This is a genomic window from Halovulum dunhuangense (assembly GCF_013093415.1).
GTDB classification, from domain to species: domain Bacteria; phylum Pseudomonadota; class Alphaproteobacteria; order Rhodobacterales; family Rhodobacteraceae; genus Halovulum; species Halovulum dunhuangense.
This window is the reverse complement of sequence record NZ_JABFBC010000001.1, coordinates 152,960-168,265: the sequence shown is the minus strand read 5'-3', so window position 1 is coordinate 168,265 and position 15,306 is coordinate 152,960. Positions and strand designations below refer to the sequence as shown.

General features: G+C 68.4%; 15 protein-coding genes. 8 read left to right on the top strand and 7 right to left on the bottom strand.

The features are described from left to right. Positions 1-29: 29 nt before the first annotated feature. The gene (locus HMH01_RS00850) at positions 30-1,052 is read right to left on the bottom strand and encodes a substrate-binding domain-containing protein (RefSeq protein WP_171321558.1); all 1,023 of its coding nucleotides are present in this window, start codon (positions 1,050-1,052) and stop codon (positions 30-32) included. A 220-nt stretch (positions 1,053-1,272) separates the two neighbouring features. On the opposite strand from HMH01_RS00850, the gene HMH01_RS00845 reads away from it, so the two are divergent. The 7 genes from HMH01_RS00845 (at position 1,273) to HMH01_RS00815 (ending at position 9,071) form a co-directional block, all read left to right on the top strand. Next, a complete protein-coding gene (locus HMH01_RS00845; protein WP_171321556.1) occupies positions 1,273-2,634 on the top strand; it encodes an ABC transporter substrate-binding protein in 1,362 nt (453 codons plus the stop codon). An 86-nt stretch (positions 2,635-2,720) separates the two neighbouring features. Beyond that, positions 2,721-3,728 (top strand): carbohydrate ABC transporter permease, encoded by a 1,008-nt coding sequence (locus HMH01_RS00840; RefSeq protein ID WP_171321554.1) that lies wholly within the window; start codon positions 2,721-2,723, stop codon positions 3,726-3,728. A 12-nt stretch (positions 3,729-3,740) separates the two neighbouring features. Further along, the gene (locus HMH01_RS00835; RefSeq protein WP_171321552.1) at positions 3,741-4,895 is read left to right on the top strand and encodes a carbohydrate ABC transporter permease; all 1,155 of its coding nucleotides are present in this window, start codon (positions 3,741-3,743) and stop codon (positions 4,893-4,895) included. Positions 4,896-4,908: 13 nt separating this feature from the next. After that, the gene (locus tag HMH01_RS00830) at positions 4,909-6,561 is read left to right on the top strand and encodes an alpha-amylase family glycosyl hydrolase (protein WP_171321549.1); all 1,653 of its coding nucleotides are present in this window, start codon (positions 4,909-4,911) and stop codon (positions 6,559-6,561) included. A gap of 16 nt (positions 6,562-6,577) precedes the next feature. Beyond that, positions 6,578-7,669 (top strand): ABC transporter ATP-binding protein, encoded by a 1,092-nt coding sequence (locus tag HMH01_RS00825; RefSeq protein ID WP_171321547.1) that lies wholly within the window; start codon positions 6,578-6,580, stop codon positions 7,667-7,669. A 7-nt stretch (positions 7,670-7,676) separates the two neighbouring features. Then, a complete protein-coding gene (pgl, locus tag HMH01_RS00820) occupies positions 7,677-8,366 on the top strand; it encodes a 6-phosphogluconolactonase (RefSeq protein WP_171321546.1) in 690 nt (229 codons plus the stop codon). Positions 8,367-8,405: 39 nt separating this feature from the next. After that, a complete protein-coding gene (locus tag HMH01_RS00815) occupies positions 8,406-9,071 on the top strand; it encodes a pseudouridine synthase (protein WP_171321544.1) in 666 nt (221 codons plus the stop codon). A 4-nt stretch (positions 9,072-9,075) separates the two neighbouring features. Here HMH01_RS00815 and ccoS read toward each other — a convergent pair whose 3' ends face one another. The 5 genes from ccoS to HMH01_RS00790 all read right to left on the bottom strand — a co-directional run bounded on the left by ccoS (position 9,076) and on the right by HMH01_RS00790 (position 14,234). Further along, on the bottom strand, positions 9,076-9,222 hold the full coding sequence (ccoS, locus tag HMH01_RS00810; RefSeq protein WP_171321542.1) for a cbb3-type cytochrome oxidase assembly protein CcoS: 147 nt from the start codon (positions 9,220-9,222) through the stop codon (positions 9,076-9,078). Then, positions 9,222-11,399 (bottom strand): heavy metal translocating P-type ATPase, encoded by a 2,178-nt coding sequence (locus tag HMH01_RS00805; RefSeq protein ID WP_171321540.1) that lies wholly within the window; start codon positions 11,397-11,399, stop codon positions 9,222-9,224. The genes ccoS and HMH01_RS00805 overlap by 1 nt, the downstream gene beginning before the upstream one ends. Next, positions 11,396-11,872, bottom strand: a complete 477-nt coding sequence (locus tag HMH01_RS00800) for a FixH family protein (RefSeq protein WP_171321538.1) — start codon at positions 11,870-11,872, stop codon at positions 11,396-11,398. The genes HMH01_RS00805 and HMH01_RS00800 overlap by 4 nt, the downstream gene beginning before the upstream one ends. Then, positions 11,865-13,301, bottom strand: coding sequence for a cytochrome c oxidase accessory protein CcoG (ccoG, locus tag HMH01_RS00795; RefSeq protein ID WP_171321535.1), 1,437 nt, complete (start codon positions 13,299-13,301; stop codon positions 11,865-11,867). The genes HMH01_RS00800 and ccoG overlap by 8 nt, the downstream gene beginning before the upstream one ends. 75 nt (positions 13,302-13,376) lie before the next feature. Next, a complete protein-coding gene (locus tag HMH01_RS00790) occupies positions 13,377-14,234 on the bottom strand; it encodes a LysR family transcriptional regulator (RefSeq protein WP_281365958.1) in 858 nt (285 codons plus the stop codon). Between the two features lie 123 nt (positions 14,235-14,357). Between HMH01_RS00790 and HMH01_RS17905 the strand changes: the two genes are divergently transcribed. After that, on the top strand, positions 14,358-14,486 hold the full coding sequence (locus HMH01_RS17905; RefSeq protein WP_281365932.1) for a hypothetical protein: 129 nt from the start codon (positions 14,358-14,360) through the stop codon (positions 14,484-14,486). On the opposite strand, the gene HMH01_RS00785 is transcribed toward HMH01_RS17905, so the two are convergent. Then, positions 14,474-15,226 carry an SDR family NAD(P)-dependent oxidoreductase gene (locus HMH01_RS00785; RefSeq protein WP_171321533.1) on the bottom strand — a complete coding sequence of 251 codons (753 nt, stop codon included), beginning with the start codon at positions 15,224-15,226 and terminating at the stop codon, positions 14,474-14,476. The genes HMH01_RS17905 and HMH01_RS00785 overlap by 13 nt on opposite strands. Between the last annotated feature and the right edge of the window lie 80 nt (positions 15,227-15,306).

Below are 15,306 nucleotides of genomic sequence, written 5' to 3'. Positions count from 1 at the left end.
GTATGGCACATTGTATGGCACCCGACCGCTCAGCCGGAGGGGGCGGGGCCGGTCGAACTGCCGATCACGAGCTCTGCCTCCCACAGTTCGGTGACGTGGGGATCGGCCCGGCCCTCGATGATGTCGATGAGCAACTGCCCCATCCGGTAGCCCGCGTCGCGGATCGAGGACTTGGTCGAGGTGAACATCGGCCGCTCTCCCTGGTTGGGCAGGAACAGGAGCGCGTCGTCATGGGTGATGACGGACACGTCCGCGCCCAGCCTGAGCCCCGCATCGGCGATGGCGCGGCTGATGCCAAGCGCGGTGATGAGGCTGGAGGACAGAAACGCGGTGGGCGGGTTCGGCCCGGCCAGCAGCGCGCGCGCGGTCCGGTAGCCATAGGGTTCGGTCATGTCGGAGTTGAAGACCAGCGCGGGGTCGGGCGCGATGCCGGCTGCGCGCAGCGCATCCTCGTATCCGGCGCGGCGGCGGATGGCGAAGAACAGCGTCTCGATCCCGTTCAGAAGGGCGATGCGCCGGTGCCCCAGCCCGATCAGGTACTCGGTCGCGCGCAGGAAGGCGGCGCGGTTGTTCATGTCGAGCCAGGCATGGGGATGGGTGCTGTCGCAGCGGCCATGCACCATGAAGCGGATGCCCAGTTCGTTCAGGAGCGGGATGCGGTAGTCGTTGCGCTTGGGGCCGTGGACGATGATGCCGTCCACGCTGTGCGCGGCGGAAAGCGCCCGGTAGGAGGCTTCTTCCTCTTCGGCGGGAACGACGGACAGGATCATGTTGTAGCCGGCCTCGGAATAGGCGCGGCCGGCGCCGGCGATGAAGTCGGCGAAGATGGGGTTGATCATGTCGTGATCGGACAGCGGCACCACATGGCCGATCGCCATGGCGCGCCCGGTGGCCAGCCGCTTGGCCATGCTGTTGGGAACGTAGCCATGATGGCGGGCCGCTTCGATCACGCGGGCGCGGGTGCGGGCGTTCACCTCCGGGTAGCCATTCAGGGCGCGGCTGACAGTCGTCGGCGACAGCCCGAGCATGTCGGACAGCTGTTTCAGGTTCATTGTTCTTGTGTCCCTCCCCAAAGCGGTTTGAATGTAGACAGAGGGGAAACGGGAAATCAAGTTTGGCCATGGGACATCATGGCGGGCGTCCCGGTGAAACGGGTTGACACCTAATGGGGCGCCAGACATTTTGCGAGTGTCCAAAGCGGTTTGAGACGCCGAATCCGAGTGCCGCAAGGGCAACGGGCGTGCGTCCGCAACGATAACGGGAGGGATTGGAATGAAATCCGGACTTTTGACCTGCGCTGCCATGATAGCGCTAACCACGGGCGTCGCCCATGCCGACGGCCATGTAGACCTGCCGGTCGCGCCGGGCGAGGGCACGTTCGACTGGGACAGCTACAACGCCTTTGCCGACGCGACCGACCTGGCGGGCGAGGAGCTGACCATCTTCGGGCCATGGCTGGCGGGCGAGGCCGAGTCGTTCTCGGAACTGGTGGCCTATTTCAACGCCGCCACCGGGGCGCAGGCGAATTATGTCGGCTCGGACAGCCTCGAGCAGCAGATCGTGATCGACGCCGAGGCGGGTTCCGCCCCGGACATCACGGTGTTCCCGCAGCCGGGCCTGGCGCGCACCATGGCGCAGCGCGGGTTCCTGACGCCGCTGCCCGAGGGCACCGAAGACTGGGTGCGCGAGAACTTCGCCGCCGGGCAGTCCTGGGTGGACCTGGGCACCTATGCCAACGCGGAAGGCGAGAACGAGTATTACGGCTTTTTCTTCAACGTGAACGTCAAGTCGCTGGTCTGGTACGTTCCCGAGAATTTCGAGATCTACGGCTATGAAGTGCCGCAGACCATGGAAGAGCTGAAGGCGCTGATGGACCAGATGGTCGCGGATGGCGAGACGCCGTTCTGCATCGGCCTGGGTTCCGGAGGGGCGACCGGCTGGCCCGCGACCGACTGGGTCGAGGACCTGATGCTGCGCACCCAGCCGCCCGAGGTCTATGACCAGTGGGTGTCGAACGAGATGCCGTTCAACGACCCGGCCGTGGTGGCCGCGATCGAGGAATTCGGCGCCTTCGCGCTGAACCCGGACTACATCGCGGGCGAGCCCGGCGCGCTGGCCGCGACCGATTTCCGCGACAGCCCCAAGGGCCTGTTCAGCGTGCCGCCGCAGTGCATGATGCATCGTCAGGCCAGCTTCATCCCGGCCTATTTCCCGGAAGGGACGGTGCTGGGTCAGGACGCGGATTTCTTCTACTTCCCGGCCTATGCGGAAAAGGACCTGGGCACGCCCGTGCTGGGCGCGGGGACGCTGTTCTCGATCACCAACGACAGCACGGCCTCTGACGAGTTCATCGAGTTCCTCAAGACCCCCTTCGCGCATGAGTACATGATGTCGAAGGACGGGTTCCTCACGCCGCACCTGGGCGCGGACCCGGTGAACTACGCCAACGACGCGCAGCGCGGCCAGGGCGAGATCCTGACCAGCGCGACCACCTTCCGTTTCGACGGGTCGGACCTGATGCCGGGCGGCGTGGGCGCCGGCAGCTTCTGGACCGGCATGGTGGACTATACCGGCGGCAAGCCCGCCCAGCAGGTGGCCGACGAGATCCAGGCCTCCTGGGATTCGCTGAAGTAAGGCGCGCAAGACGCCACGCCTGGGAGGAACCCGGCCCGCGCGCCGGGTTCTTCCCGGAAAAACAGGGCTGACCTTGGGAGGGGACCATGCATCCAGCGCTTCAGGGTGTCATCACGATCATCGTGGGTGTCGGCGGATGCGTCGGCTATTTCTATTTCGCCAACCAGTTCCTGGACAGGGTGCTGTTCCCGGCGAAGGGGCCGAACATCAGCCGCAACATCAACCGGGCGAACATGATCCGCCCCTGGCTGTTCCTGTTTCCGGCGCTGGCGGCGCTGGGCCTGTACCTGGCCTATCCGGTCTGGGAGACGCTGCGCCTGTCCCTGACCGAGCGGGTGCCGGGCGGCGGCTACGCCTTTGTCGGGCTGGACAACTACAGCCAGATGATGGACGAGCCGAAGTTCTGGGAAGCCCTGCGCAACAACATGCTGTGGCTGATCGTGGTGCCCGCCTTCTCGACGGCGTTCGGGCTTCTGGCGGCGCAGCTGACGGACCGGATTTCCTGGGGGAACCTGGCGAAGTCGATCATCTTCATGCCGATGGCGATTTCCTTCGTCGGCGCCGCGGTGATCTGGAAGCTGGTCTATGACCAGCGCCCGCTGGGGCAGGAGCAGATCGGTGTCCTGAACGCGCTCTACCTGTGGGTGGGGGGCGAGCAGCCGCAATCCTGGCTGACGATCCCGTTCTGGAACAACTTCTTCCTGATGGCGGTGCTGGTCTGGATCCAGACCGGTTTCGCCATGGTCATCCTGTCCGCCGCCCTGCGCGGCATCCCCGAGGAGACGATCGAGGCGGCGATCATCGACGGCGCCAACCCGTTCCAGATCTTCTTCAAGATCAAGGTGCCGCAGATCATGGGCACCATCGTGGTGGTGTGGACGACCATCACCATCGTGGTGCTGAAGATCTTCGACATCGTCTTCGCCATGACCAACGGCCAGTGGGAGACGCAGGTGCTGGCCAACTACATGTACGACAAGCTTTTCCGTGCGAACGACTGGGGCGTCGGGTCGGCCGCCGCCATGGTCATCATGCTGCTGGTGACGCCGATCCTGGTCTGGAACGTCTATAACGCGCGCAAGGAAATGCGCTGAGGGGAGGGGACGATGGACAATATCGTCGGAAAGAAATCGGGCCTCACCTGGGCGGTCCACATTTCCGTGGTGGGGCTGGTGCTGCTGTGGCTGTTCCCCACGCTGGGGCTGTTCGTGTCGTCCTTCCGGACCGCCGACCAGATCGCGTCGAGCGGGTGGTGGAAGGCGCTGTTCCCGTCCGAGCAGAACATCGCCCTGCGCACCGCCGGCGGCGAGGCCGCGGTGCAGGAGGGCGACCTGTGGGTGATCGAGGGCAACCTGTTCGAGGTGTCGGGCGAGAGCGCGGCCGAGATCGTGAGCTTCGGTTCCACCCCGCGGGCCACGGACGAGTTCGCCGCCGGCGAGACGGGCGCGCTGCGCAACGGCGACGTGCTGACGGTGGAGGCGAATGGCGACTACCGGCTTGAGAGCGATGCGCAGTTCGACGAGGGACGGGGCGCGCGGGTCTTCGCGGTGGCCACCACGCCGCCCGAGTTCACCTTGCAGAACTACCGGAACGTGCTGCTGGATCCCGACAACGCGGAAGGCATGGCCAAGGCGTTCTTCAACACGATGACGGTGACGATCCCGGCCACGATCATCCCGATCCTGGTCGCGGCGTTCGCCGCCTATGCGCTGGCCTGGATGGAGTTTCCGGGCCGGGCGCTCTTGATCGCGGCGGTGGTGGCGCTGCTGGTGGTGCCCTTGCAGCTGGCGCTGATCCCGCTGCTGAAGTTCCACAACGGCATCGGCATCGGCAAGGGCTACCTGGGCGTGTGGCTGGCGCATACCGGCTTCGGCCTGCCGCTGGCGATATACCTGCTTAGAAACTACATGGTCGGCCTGCCGCGCGACATCATCGAGAATGCGCGGGTGGACGGGGCGACCGATTTCCAGATCTTCGTGAAGATCATCCTGCCGCTGTCCTTCCCGGCGCTGGCCTCGTTCGCGATCTTCCAGTTCCTGTGGACCTGGAACGACCTGCTGGTGGCGCTGGTGTTCCTGATCGACGCGAGCGGCGAGACGACGGTGATGACCCGCCAGATCGTCGAGCTGCTGGGCACTCGGGGCGGCAACTGGGAGATCCTTGCGACATCGGCCTTCGTGTCGATCGCGGTGCCGCTGGTCGTGTTCTTCGCGATGCAGAAATACCTGGTGCGCGGCCTGCTGGCCGGTTCCGTCAAGTAATGGAGACTGCCGCATGAATCTGGTCCTGCCCGTCGGGCCCCAGAACAACGTGAAGCCCGACCCGGACTGGTGGCGGGGCGCGGTGATCTATCAGATCTATCCGCGCTCTTACCAGGACAGCAACGGCGACGGCATCGGCGACCTGTCCGGCATCATCCACCGCCTGTCGCATATCGCGAGCCTGGGGGTGGATGCGGTCTGGATCTCGCCGTTCTTCACCTCTCCGATGCTGGATTTCGGCTATGACGTGTCGAACTACCGCGACGTCGATCCGATGTTCGGCACGCTGGGCGATTTCGACGCGCTGGTGGCGCGCGCGCACGAGCTGGGCCTGCGGGTGATGATCGACCTGGTGCTGAGCCACACCTCTTCGGAACATGCCTGGTTCAAGGAAAGCCGGTCGAGCCGGGACAACCCGCGCGCCAACTGGTATGTCTGGGCCGACCCCAGGCCCGACGGCACGCCGCCCAACAACTGGCTGTCGGTGTTCGGCGGGTCCGCCTGGCAGTGGGACGGCGAGCGGCGGCAGTACTACCTGCACAACTTCCTGTCCAAGCAGCCCGACCTGAACTTCCACGAGCCTGCGGTGCAGGATGCGCTGCTGGATGTCGCCCGCTTCTGGCTGGAGCGGGGGGTGGACGGGTTCCGGCTGGACACGATCAACTTCTATGTCCACGACCGCCAGCTTCGGGACAACCCGGCGCTGGAGGAAAGCCGGCGCAACGCCTCGATCGCGCCGGACGTGAACCCCTACAATTTTCAGGAACACCTGTACGACAAGAACCAGCCCGAGAACCTGGTCTTCCTGGAACGGTTCCGCGCGCTGATGAACGAATATCCCGACATCGCCTGCGTGGGCGAGGTGGGCGACGCGCAGATCGGGCTGAAGATCGTGTCGGACTACACCCGGGGCGATAACCGGGTCCACATGTGCTACGCCTTCGATTTCCTGGGGCCGGAGCGGATGAGCGGCACCCGCTCGGCGCAGGTGCTGAAGGATTTCGAGGAAATGGCCCCCGATGGCTGGGCCTGCTACGCGCTGTCGAACCATGACGTGGTGCGCCACGCCAGCCGCTGGAACCTGGACGAGGCGGGCCAGCGGCTTTACGCGACGCTGCTGATGTGCCTGCGCGGATCGGTCTGCATCTACCAGGGCGAGGAGCTGGGCCTGACCGAGGCCTATGTTCCCTTCGAGGAATTGCAGGATCCCTATGGCAAGGAGTTCTGGCCCAAGTTCAAGGGCCGCGACGGTTGCCGCACGCCGATCCCCTGGTCGGCGGACGGGCCGCATGGGGGGTTCTCGGACCAGAAGCCCTGGCTGCCGATGGCGATGGAGCATCTGTCCCTGGCGGTGGCCGAGCAGGATCGCCGGCCGGGCAGCATGCTGAACTTCTACCGCGACCTGGTGGCGTTCCGCCGGATGCGCCCCGTGCTGGCCAAGGGCACGATGGAGGTGGTCGAGGCGTCCGAGGATCTGCTGGTCTTCATCCGCCGCGCGGACGGGCGGGCGCCGATGCTGTGCGCCTTCAACATGGGGCGGGCGGCGCGGCAGTTCCGCCTGCCCGAGGGGGCCTGGGCCTGGATCGAGGGGCTGGGTTACATGCCGAAAGTCGACAACGAAACGGTCACGCTGCCGGGCTGGCACGCGTATCTGGCCGAAGGATAAGAACGGGAGGGGAAGAATGGCATCTCTGGAGTTGACCGATGTCGGCAAGGCCTATGGCGAGGTCGAGGTCCTGCGCAACATCAACCTGTCGATCGAGCAGGGCGAGCTGATCGTCTTTGTCGGGCCTTCGGGTTGCGGCAAGTCCACGCTCTTGCGGATGATCGCGGGGCTTGAGACGATCACCTCGGGCGAGCTGAAGATCGACGGCATGCGGGTGAACGACACGCCCCCCGCCCAGCGCGGCATCGCGATGGTGTTCCAGACCTATGCGCTTTACCCGCACATGACGGTGCGCGACAACATGGCCTTTGGCCTGAAGATCGCCAAGAAGTCCAAGGCCGAGATCGACGCCGCCATCGCCAACGCCGCCCGCATCCTGCAACTGGAGCCCTATCTCGACCGCCTGCCCAAGGCGCTGTCGGGCGGGCAGCGCCAGCGCGTGGCGATCGGGCGGTCGATCGTGCGCGACCCCAAGGTGTTCCTGTTCGACGAGCCCTTGTCCAACCTGGATGCGGCGCTGCGGGTGGCGACCCGGATCGAGATCGCGCAGCTCAAGGAGTCGATGCCGGAATCGACGATGGTCTATGTCACCCACGACCAGGTGGAGGCGATGACGCTGGCCACGCGCATCGTGGTGCTGCATGGCGGCGGGATCGAGCAGGTCGGCGGGCCGCTCGATCTGTACGAGCGGCCCGCCAACATCTTCGTCGCGCGGTTCATCGGCTCTCCGGCCATGAACATCCTCGACGGGGTGGTCACGGCGACCGGCGAGACGACCACGGTGCAGATGACCGAGGGCGGCACGATCCAGGTGCCGATCCCCAGCCGGGCCGAGGATCAGGGCCAGCAGGTCAAGGTGGGCGTGCGGCCCGAGGACCTGGTCGAGACGGATGGCGACGCGGCGGTCTACCAGGGCAGCGTCAACGTGATCGAGGCGCTGGGCGAGACGACCAACCTGTATTTCGACGCGCAGGGCAAGGACGAGGCTGTGATCGCCAAGTTGCAGGGCATCCGCAGCTTCCGGCGTGGCGACCGGGTCAGCCTGACCGCGGCGCCGGAAAAGCTGCATCTGTTCGACCGGAACGCGCAGTCGTTCCTGTACCGGTGAGGCGCGCATGATCCCCGCGATCCTGCACTACGCATCCAGGCAGTCGCTGGCCGCGGACCTGGCCGAGATGGTGGCGCGCGAATTGTCCGACGCGCTGGAGGCCCATGGGCGCGCGACGCTGGCGGTTCCGGGCGGCACCACGCCGGGGCCGTTCCTGGAGGCGCTGTCGCAGGCGGATATCGACTGGGCCCGGGTGCGGGTGATGCTGACCGACGAGCGGTTCGTGCCCGAAAGCTCGGACCGGTCGAACACGCGGCTTCTGCGGCAGACGCTGCTGAGGGGGCGCGCGGCCGAGGCGGTGCTGGTGCCGTTCTACGCGCCCGGCGAGACGCCCGAGGACGTGATCCCGGACCTGAGCGCCGCGGTGCAGGCGGTGCTGCCCATCGATGTCTGCGTGCTGGGGATGGGCGAGGACATGCACACCGCCTCGATCTTTCCGGGCGCCGACCGGCTGGCCGAGGCGCTGGCGCCGCTGGCCCCGGTGCTGGTGCCGATGCGCGCGCCGGGCGCGCCCGAGCCGCGGCTGACCTTGAGTGCGCCGGTGCTGCGGGCGGCGGGAAGCCTGCACCTGCTGATCGCGGGGGCGGGCAAGAAGGCGGCGCTTGAACGGGCGCTTCAGGACGGTCCCGTGGAGGATGCGCCGGTGCGCGCGATCCTGAGCGCGCCGACCCCGGTGACGGTGCATTACGCCGATTGAGCTTGCGGCGGGCGGCGCGCGGGGGCTAGAGCGCGGGGCATGATCGCGCGCCTTCCCTCCGGCCAGCCCTATGCCCCGCCCGCGGGGCTGTCGGTGCTGCATGCGGATGCGCAGATCCTGGTGGTGGACAAGCCGTCGGGGCTGTTGTCGGTGCCGGGCAAGGATCCGGGGCTGGAGGATTGCCTGGAGGCGCGGGTGCGCGCCGCCTTTCCCGATGCGCTGCTCTTGCACCGTCTGGACATGGACACCTCGGGCGTCATGGTCTTTGCCCGGACGCGGCTGGCGCAGCGCCACATCGCCTGGCAGTTCGAGAAGCGCAGCCTGGAAAAGCGCTATGTCGCGCGGGTCTGGGGCAGGCCCGCGGGGGATCGGGGGCGGGTGGATCTGCCGCTGATCTGCGACTGGCCCAACCGGCCCTTGCAGATGGTCTGCCACGCGCGCGGAAAGCCGTCGGTCACCGACTGGGCGCTGCTGGCGGTCGAGGGGGCCGCAAGCAGGCTGGCGGTCAGTCCCCTGACGGGCCGCTCGCACCAGATCCGGGTGCATCTGCGCGAGATCGGCCATCCGATATTGGGCGACCGCTTCTATGCGACGGGCGATGCGCTGGCGGCGGCGGATCGGTTGCAGCTTCACGCCGAAAGCCTGACGCTGCGCCATCCCGAGGGCGGCGCCTGGGTCAGCTACACCGCCCCGGTGCCGTTCTGAGGCGTCAGTCGGGGTCGCGATCCTCGAGGATGCGGGCGGCGTTGCCTTCGGGGTCATCGAATTGCCCGCCCCGAAGCGCCAGCCAGAAGGCCAGCAGCCCAAGGCCGCCCAGGAACAGCGAGATCGGGATGAGCAGAAGAAGAATGGTCATCAGATGCCTCCGCGGACGCGCAGCGCGTTGAGCGACACGCAGATCGAGCTTGCCGACATCGCGAGCGCCGCCGCAAGGGGCGTGGCGTAGCCCGCCACGGCGATGGGAATGGCGATCGCGTTGTAAAGCGCCGCCAGCGCGAAATTCTCGATGATGCGCGCGCGGGCGCGGCGCGCGGTGCGCAGGATGCCCGGCACCACCGACAGGTCGGGATTCAGAAGCACGATGTCGGCGGCGTTGCGCGCCACGTCCATGCCGCTGGCCGGAGAGATCGACACCTCGGCCGCGGCAAGGGCGGCGGTGTCGTTCATGCCGTCGCCCAGCATCAGCACATGGTGGCCGTCCTGCTGCAACCGCGCCACGCGGTCGTGCTTTTCGTCGGGGCCGAGCCGGGCCTCGGCCGTCTCGATGCCGAACCGGTCGGCCAGGCGTTCGACCGGGCCGGGGGCATCGCCGGACAGAAGCCGGATGTCGCGCACCTGCCCGCGCAGCCCGTCGAGCATGGCGCCCACGCCCGCGCGGGGGTGGTCGGTGAAGCGGAAGGGCACGAGCAGGTCGTCGCCGATCCGCAGCCACGAGGTCGTGTCGGGGCTTTCGCCCGCGCCCACCCAGGCGGCGCGGCCAAGCCGCACAACCGCGCCGCCCCATCGTCCCTCGACTCCTGCGCCGGGGGTTTCCACTATATCACACACCTCGGCGGGGGCGATGCCCTGCGCCCGTGCCGCGGCCGCCAGCGCCTGTGCCAGCGGATGCGCGCTGGAAGCGCCCAGCGCCGCCGCCACCGACAGCGCCTGCGGGTCGGTCTCGCTGTCAAGCGCCGGCCGCCCGGCGGTCAGGGTGCCGGTCTTGTCGAGGATGACGGTATCCACCCGCGCCAGCCGTTCGAGCGCGGTTCCATCCTTGAGCAGGACGCCGCGCCGGAACAGCGCGCCCGAGGCCGTGACCATGACCGAGGGCACGGCCAGGCCAAGCGCGCAGGGGCAGGTGATGATCAGCGTGGCGGTCGCGATGTTGACCGCAAGGCGCAGGTCGCCCGTCGTGGCATACCAGGCGCTGCCGGCGGCGAAGGCGAGGATATGCACCACCGGCGAATAGAAGCGCGCCGCGCGGTCCGCGAGCGAGACATAGCGGTTCTTCGTCGCCTCGGCCGCGCGGACCAGTTCGGCGATCTGGCGCAGCCGCGTGTCGGCGCCGATGGCGGTCACGGTCACTTCCAGCCGCCCGGTCAGGTTCGTCTCGCCGGCATGGACCGGATCGCCGGGGGCCGCCTTGGCCGGCGCGGTTTCCCCGGTCAGCAGGCTGCGGTCAAGCTCGGTCGCGCCGCGCGCGACGGTGCCGTCCACCGGCACCCGCATGCCGGGGCGCACGAGGATGGTGTCGCCGGCCTTCAGTTCCGAAAGCGAGACGGTGCGCGGGGTGCCGTTCGTCAGAAGCTCGGCCTTGGGCACTTCCAGCGCCGCCAGTTCCACCGCCGCCGATTTCGCCGCGGCGCGGCTGCGATGGTCGAGCACCCGGCCCAGCAGCAGGAAGAAGGTCAGCGAGAGCGCGGCGTCGAAATAGGCGTGCCGCCCGCCATGTGCGGTCTCGTAGAGCGAGATGGACAGGGCCAGGATCATCGCCACCGAAATCGGCGTGTCCATCACCATGCGCCCGCGTCTTATCGCGGCCCAGGCATTGGCGAAGAAGGGCTGGCCCGCGTAGAGCACGGTCGGCAGCGCGATCGCGGCCGAGATCCAGTGCAGGAAATCGCGGGTCGCCCCCTCGGCCCCGGACCAGACCGAGACCGACAGCAGCATGACGTTCATCGCGGCGAAGCCGGAAACGCCCAGCCGCAGCATGAGCGCGCGGCCCACCGGGTCGCCCGCGGCGCGGCCCAGCGTGTCGGCATCCAGCAGGTCGCCGGGATGGCCGAGGGCTGCCAGCCGGTCCTGGACCGCCTGTTCGATGCCCCCGACGTCGCGGACACGCACGGTCACGCGCTTCAGCGTCAGGTTGACCCGCGCCGCGACGACGCCGGGCAGGCGGGCAAGGCCGCGTTCCACGGTGCCGATGCAGGCCGCGCAATGGACCGATGGCACCGAGTAGTCGAGGCTGCGCGTCAGGCTTGCCGCGACCTGCGCGGGGGTGGCCGCGTCGTCGGGAAGGGACACGCAGGCGGGGCAGGCGGCGACGCTCATCTCGGGTCCCTCACGAAGAGTTCGAGCCGCTGGCGGAAGGCGGTGCCGTCCTCGGCCTCGGCCTCGATCCAGACGAGCCAGGCGCCGGGCGCAAGCCGGGCGGGCGCCTCGAAGGCGGCACCCTCGCGGGCGAAGGCGAGGGCCTGGTCCTGGCCGGCAAAGGTGGCGCGGCCCAGCTTGCCGGTCAGGGCAACCGGCGTGACCGGCGTCCCGTCCGGGCCGGCGAGTTCGAGCCGGATCATGTCGCCCCGGTGGTCGAGTTGCGCGGTCCAGCCCAGCGCGGCCTGCGCGCGGCGGTCGGCATCGAAGCTTTGGCTTGCGACGTAGCTGTTGGCCACTTCGAGGCCGGGAAAGCTGCCCAGCGCGGCCCAGAGCAGCGAGAGGTTCGCGGCAAGGATCACGCCGAAAGCCGTCAGGGTGATCGCCAGCACCTTGCGCCCGGTCAGCGGGCGCGGTCCCGTGGTGTCAGTCATCGTCGTCATTCCTTCCCTGGAACACGCTGTCGGCGTAGGCGCGGGTGCCGCTGGCCACATCCTCGATCCAGAAGCGGACCTGGGTGGAGTTTTCCTCGGCCGCCTCGCTGTCGCGGTCGGCGGTCAGGTAGACCCGCTGGTTCAGCGTCTGGTCGGCGGGCACGGTAACGGAGAGCGTCTCGGTCCCCTCGAGCGACAGGCGCAGCGGATCCTCGGCGGTGATCGAGAGCAGGAACTCACGGTCGGCGCCGCCCTGGTTGCGCAGCCGCACCTCGTAGGCGTTGCGGATCGACCCGTCGGACAGGGTGACGAAGACCGGGTTGCGCACGGGGGCTACCGAGATGGTCATGTCGGCGCGGATGAACAGCGCCACCAGCAGGCCCAGCCCCACCAGCGCCCAGAGCGCGGTGTAAAGCATCACGCGCGGGCGCAGGACATGGCGCCAGGCGGGGCGCGGGGCCTGCCCCTCGCGTTCGCGGGGTTCGTCGGACAGGGCGATGTAGTCGATCAGGCCGCGCGGCTTGCCGATCCTGGCCATCACGTCGTCGCAGGCGTCGATGCACAGCGCGCAGGTGATGCATTCAAGCTGCTGGCCGTCGCGGATGTCGATGCCCATGGGGCAGACGTTCACGCAGGCCATGCAGTCGATGCAGTCGCCAAGCGACTCGGCGCCCTCGGCCTTGCGGTGCTTGCCGCGCGGTTCCCCGCGCCAGTCGCGATAGGCGACGGTCAGGGTATCCTCGTCCATCATGGCGGCCTGGATGCGGGGCCAGGGGCACATGTAGATACAGACCTGTTCGCGCAGGAAGCCGCCGAAGACGAAGGTGGTGGCGGTCAGCAGCGCGACGGAGGCATAGGCGACGACGGGCGCGTCAAGGGTGAAGAGCTGGCGCAGCAGCGTCGGCGCGTCGGCGAAGTAGAACACCCAGGCGCCCCCGGTGGCGACGGCGATCAGCAGCCAGACGGTCCATTTGGTCAGGCGCAGGCGTGCCTTGCGCGGGGACCAGGGCGCGTTCCACAGCTTGACCCGGGCGTTGCGGTCGCCCTCGATCCAGCGCTCGACCAGGATGAACAGGTCGGTCCAGACGGTCTGCGGGCAGGAATAGCCGCACCAGACCCGCCCCAGCGCCGAGGTGAAGAGAAACAGGCCGAGCCCCGCCATGATCAGAAGGCCCGCGACGAAGTAGAATTCGTGGGGCCAGATCTCGATCCAGAAGAAGAAGAAGCGCCGCCCGGCCATGTCCACCAGCACCGCCTGGTCGGGCAGGTTCGGGCCGCGGTCCCAGCGGATCCAGGGGGTGATGTAGTAGATGCCGAGGGTGATCGCCATGATCCACCACTTCAGCGTGCGGTAATAGCCCGCGACGCGGCGCGGAAAGACGGGTTCCTGCGCTTCGTAGAGTTTCGGCGGGCTGGCGGGCGCGCTCATGGGCGAGCCTCCCTTGCTTGGGTCCTGTTCACGCCCCTTCATCGCCGGGTGGGGATTTCGGGGCCTTGACCCAGATCAATCGCCTTGCTGCACCTGCTCACGAAGCCATGCGACGAAGGCGCGCGCCGCGGGGCGCAGGACGCCCGCCCGGGTGACGATGTGGTAGCCCTGCCCGGGGCTGTCGTCCTCGGCCAGCAGCACCAGTTCGCCGGCGGCGATCTCGGCCTCGACGAAGGCGCGGGTGGAGGCGGCGATGCCGTGGCCGCGGCGCACCCCGTCGAGCACGAGGTTGCCCGGCATTTCGGTGATCCGGCGCATCCGCGAGGCGATCAGCCCCTGCCGCAACAGCCAGTCCGCCACCTCGCTGGTGCCAAGCTGCTGGAGCCAGGGGAAGGACAGCATCTCGGCGGCGGTGCGCGGCGGGGTGTCGCCCACCAGCCGGCGGGCGGCGACGATGACATAGCTAGAGGGCAGCAGCAGTTCCGATTCCACCCCCGGCCAGCCGCCGCTGCCGAAGCGAATGGCGATGTCGATGCCGCCGGGTTCCGGCCGGACCAGTTCCGGGCTGGGATTCACCATCAGGCCGATATCGGGATACAGCTCGCTGAAATCGCCCAGGCGCGGCACCAGCCACTGGCCGGCGAACATCGGCGTGGTGGTGATCTGGAGCGGGCGGGCCGCGCCCTGGCCCGACACGGCCTCCACCGCCTCGGCGATGGAGCCGAAGGCGGCGCGCAGCGTCTCGGCCAGCATCCGGCCATCGGGCGTCAGTTCGACGCTGCGCCCGGTCCGGGCGATCAGCGCGAGGCCGAGCCGATCCTCGAGCGCGCGGATCTGCTGGCCGATGGCCGCATGGGTCACGTTCAGCGCGCGCCCGGCGCCGGTCATGCTGCCCTCTTCGGCGAGGGCGGCGAGGGCGCGAAGCGCGCTCAGCGGGGGAAGGTCGGTCCAGTTGATGTGAAAGCCCCTCTTTCAGGTCTGAAAAATTCCTGACTCGCGGCGCAGGCCGGTGCGGCGCTATGGATGCGGCAGAACAGCTTTTCCGGAGGCCCTGCCATGTTAGCGATATTTTCGGATGTGATGAACATCGCGACCCGCACCGATCTGCCCAAGGTCCCCGCCGCGCCCGAGGCTCCGGCCCGCCGCCGGGGCTGGCTGCGCTGGCGCCTGCGTCACATCGTGTAATTCAGGCCAAGCCGCCCGCCGTCGATGTAGATGGTCTCGCCGGTGATGTAGCTGGCCTTCTCGCTGGCGAGAAAGGCCACCACGTCGCCGATTTCCCGCGGGGTGCCGATGCGGCCCAGCGGCGTGCGCGAGAGCACCATCTTCATCGCGTCGGGGTTGGCGTTGACCCCGGCCAGCATCGCCGTGTCGATCGAGCCGGGGCCGACGGCGTTCACCCTGATGCCGTGCGGCGCGAGCGCGAGCGCAGCCGCCCTGGTCAGCTGCATGACGCCCCCCTTGGACGCGCAGTAGGACGCGATCGTCGGGATCGCCAGCTGCGCGTTGACCGAGGACATGTTGACCACGGCGCCCTTGATGCCGTGGGCGACCATGGCGCGGGCGGCGCGCTGGGTGGCGACGAAACTGCCCGTCAGGTTCACGTCGATGACTTTCCGGAAATCCTCGACGGGGGTTTCCAGAAAGGGCGCGGGCATTGCGATGCCGGCGTTGTTGACGAGGACGGAGACGGGGCCGGCATCGGCCTCCACCCGGTCGAAAAGGGCCGCGACCTGGTCGGGCTGGCCGATGTCGCATCCCAGCCCCAGCGCCCCGTTACCGAGTTCCCCGGCCGTCGCCGCGGCGGCGTCGGCGTCGATGTCGGCCAGCACCACGCGGCAGCCATCGGCGGCCAGCGCCTCGGCGCAGGCGCGGCCGATCCCGCGCGCGCCCCCGGTCACCAGTGCGATCCGTTTCTCGGCCATCTGCGTCCCTCCGTCCTATGCCTGTCGTCCAGGCCAGTATCCCCGGCGCGGGCGCGATGCGCCACCCCGAAGCGGCGGAA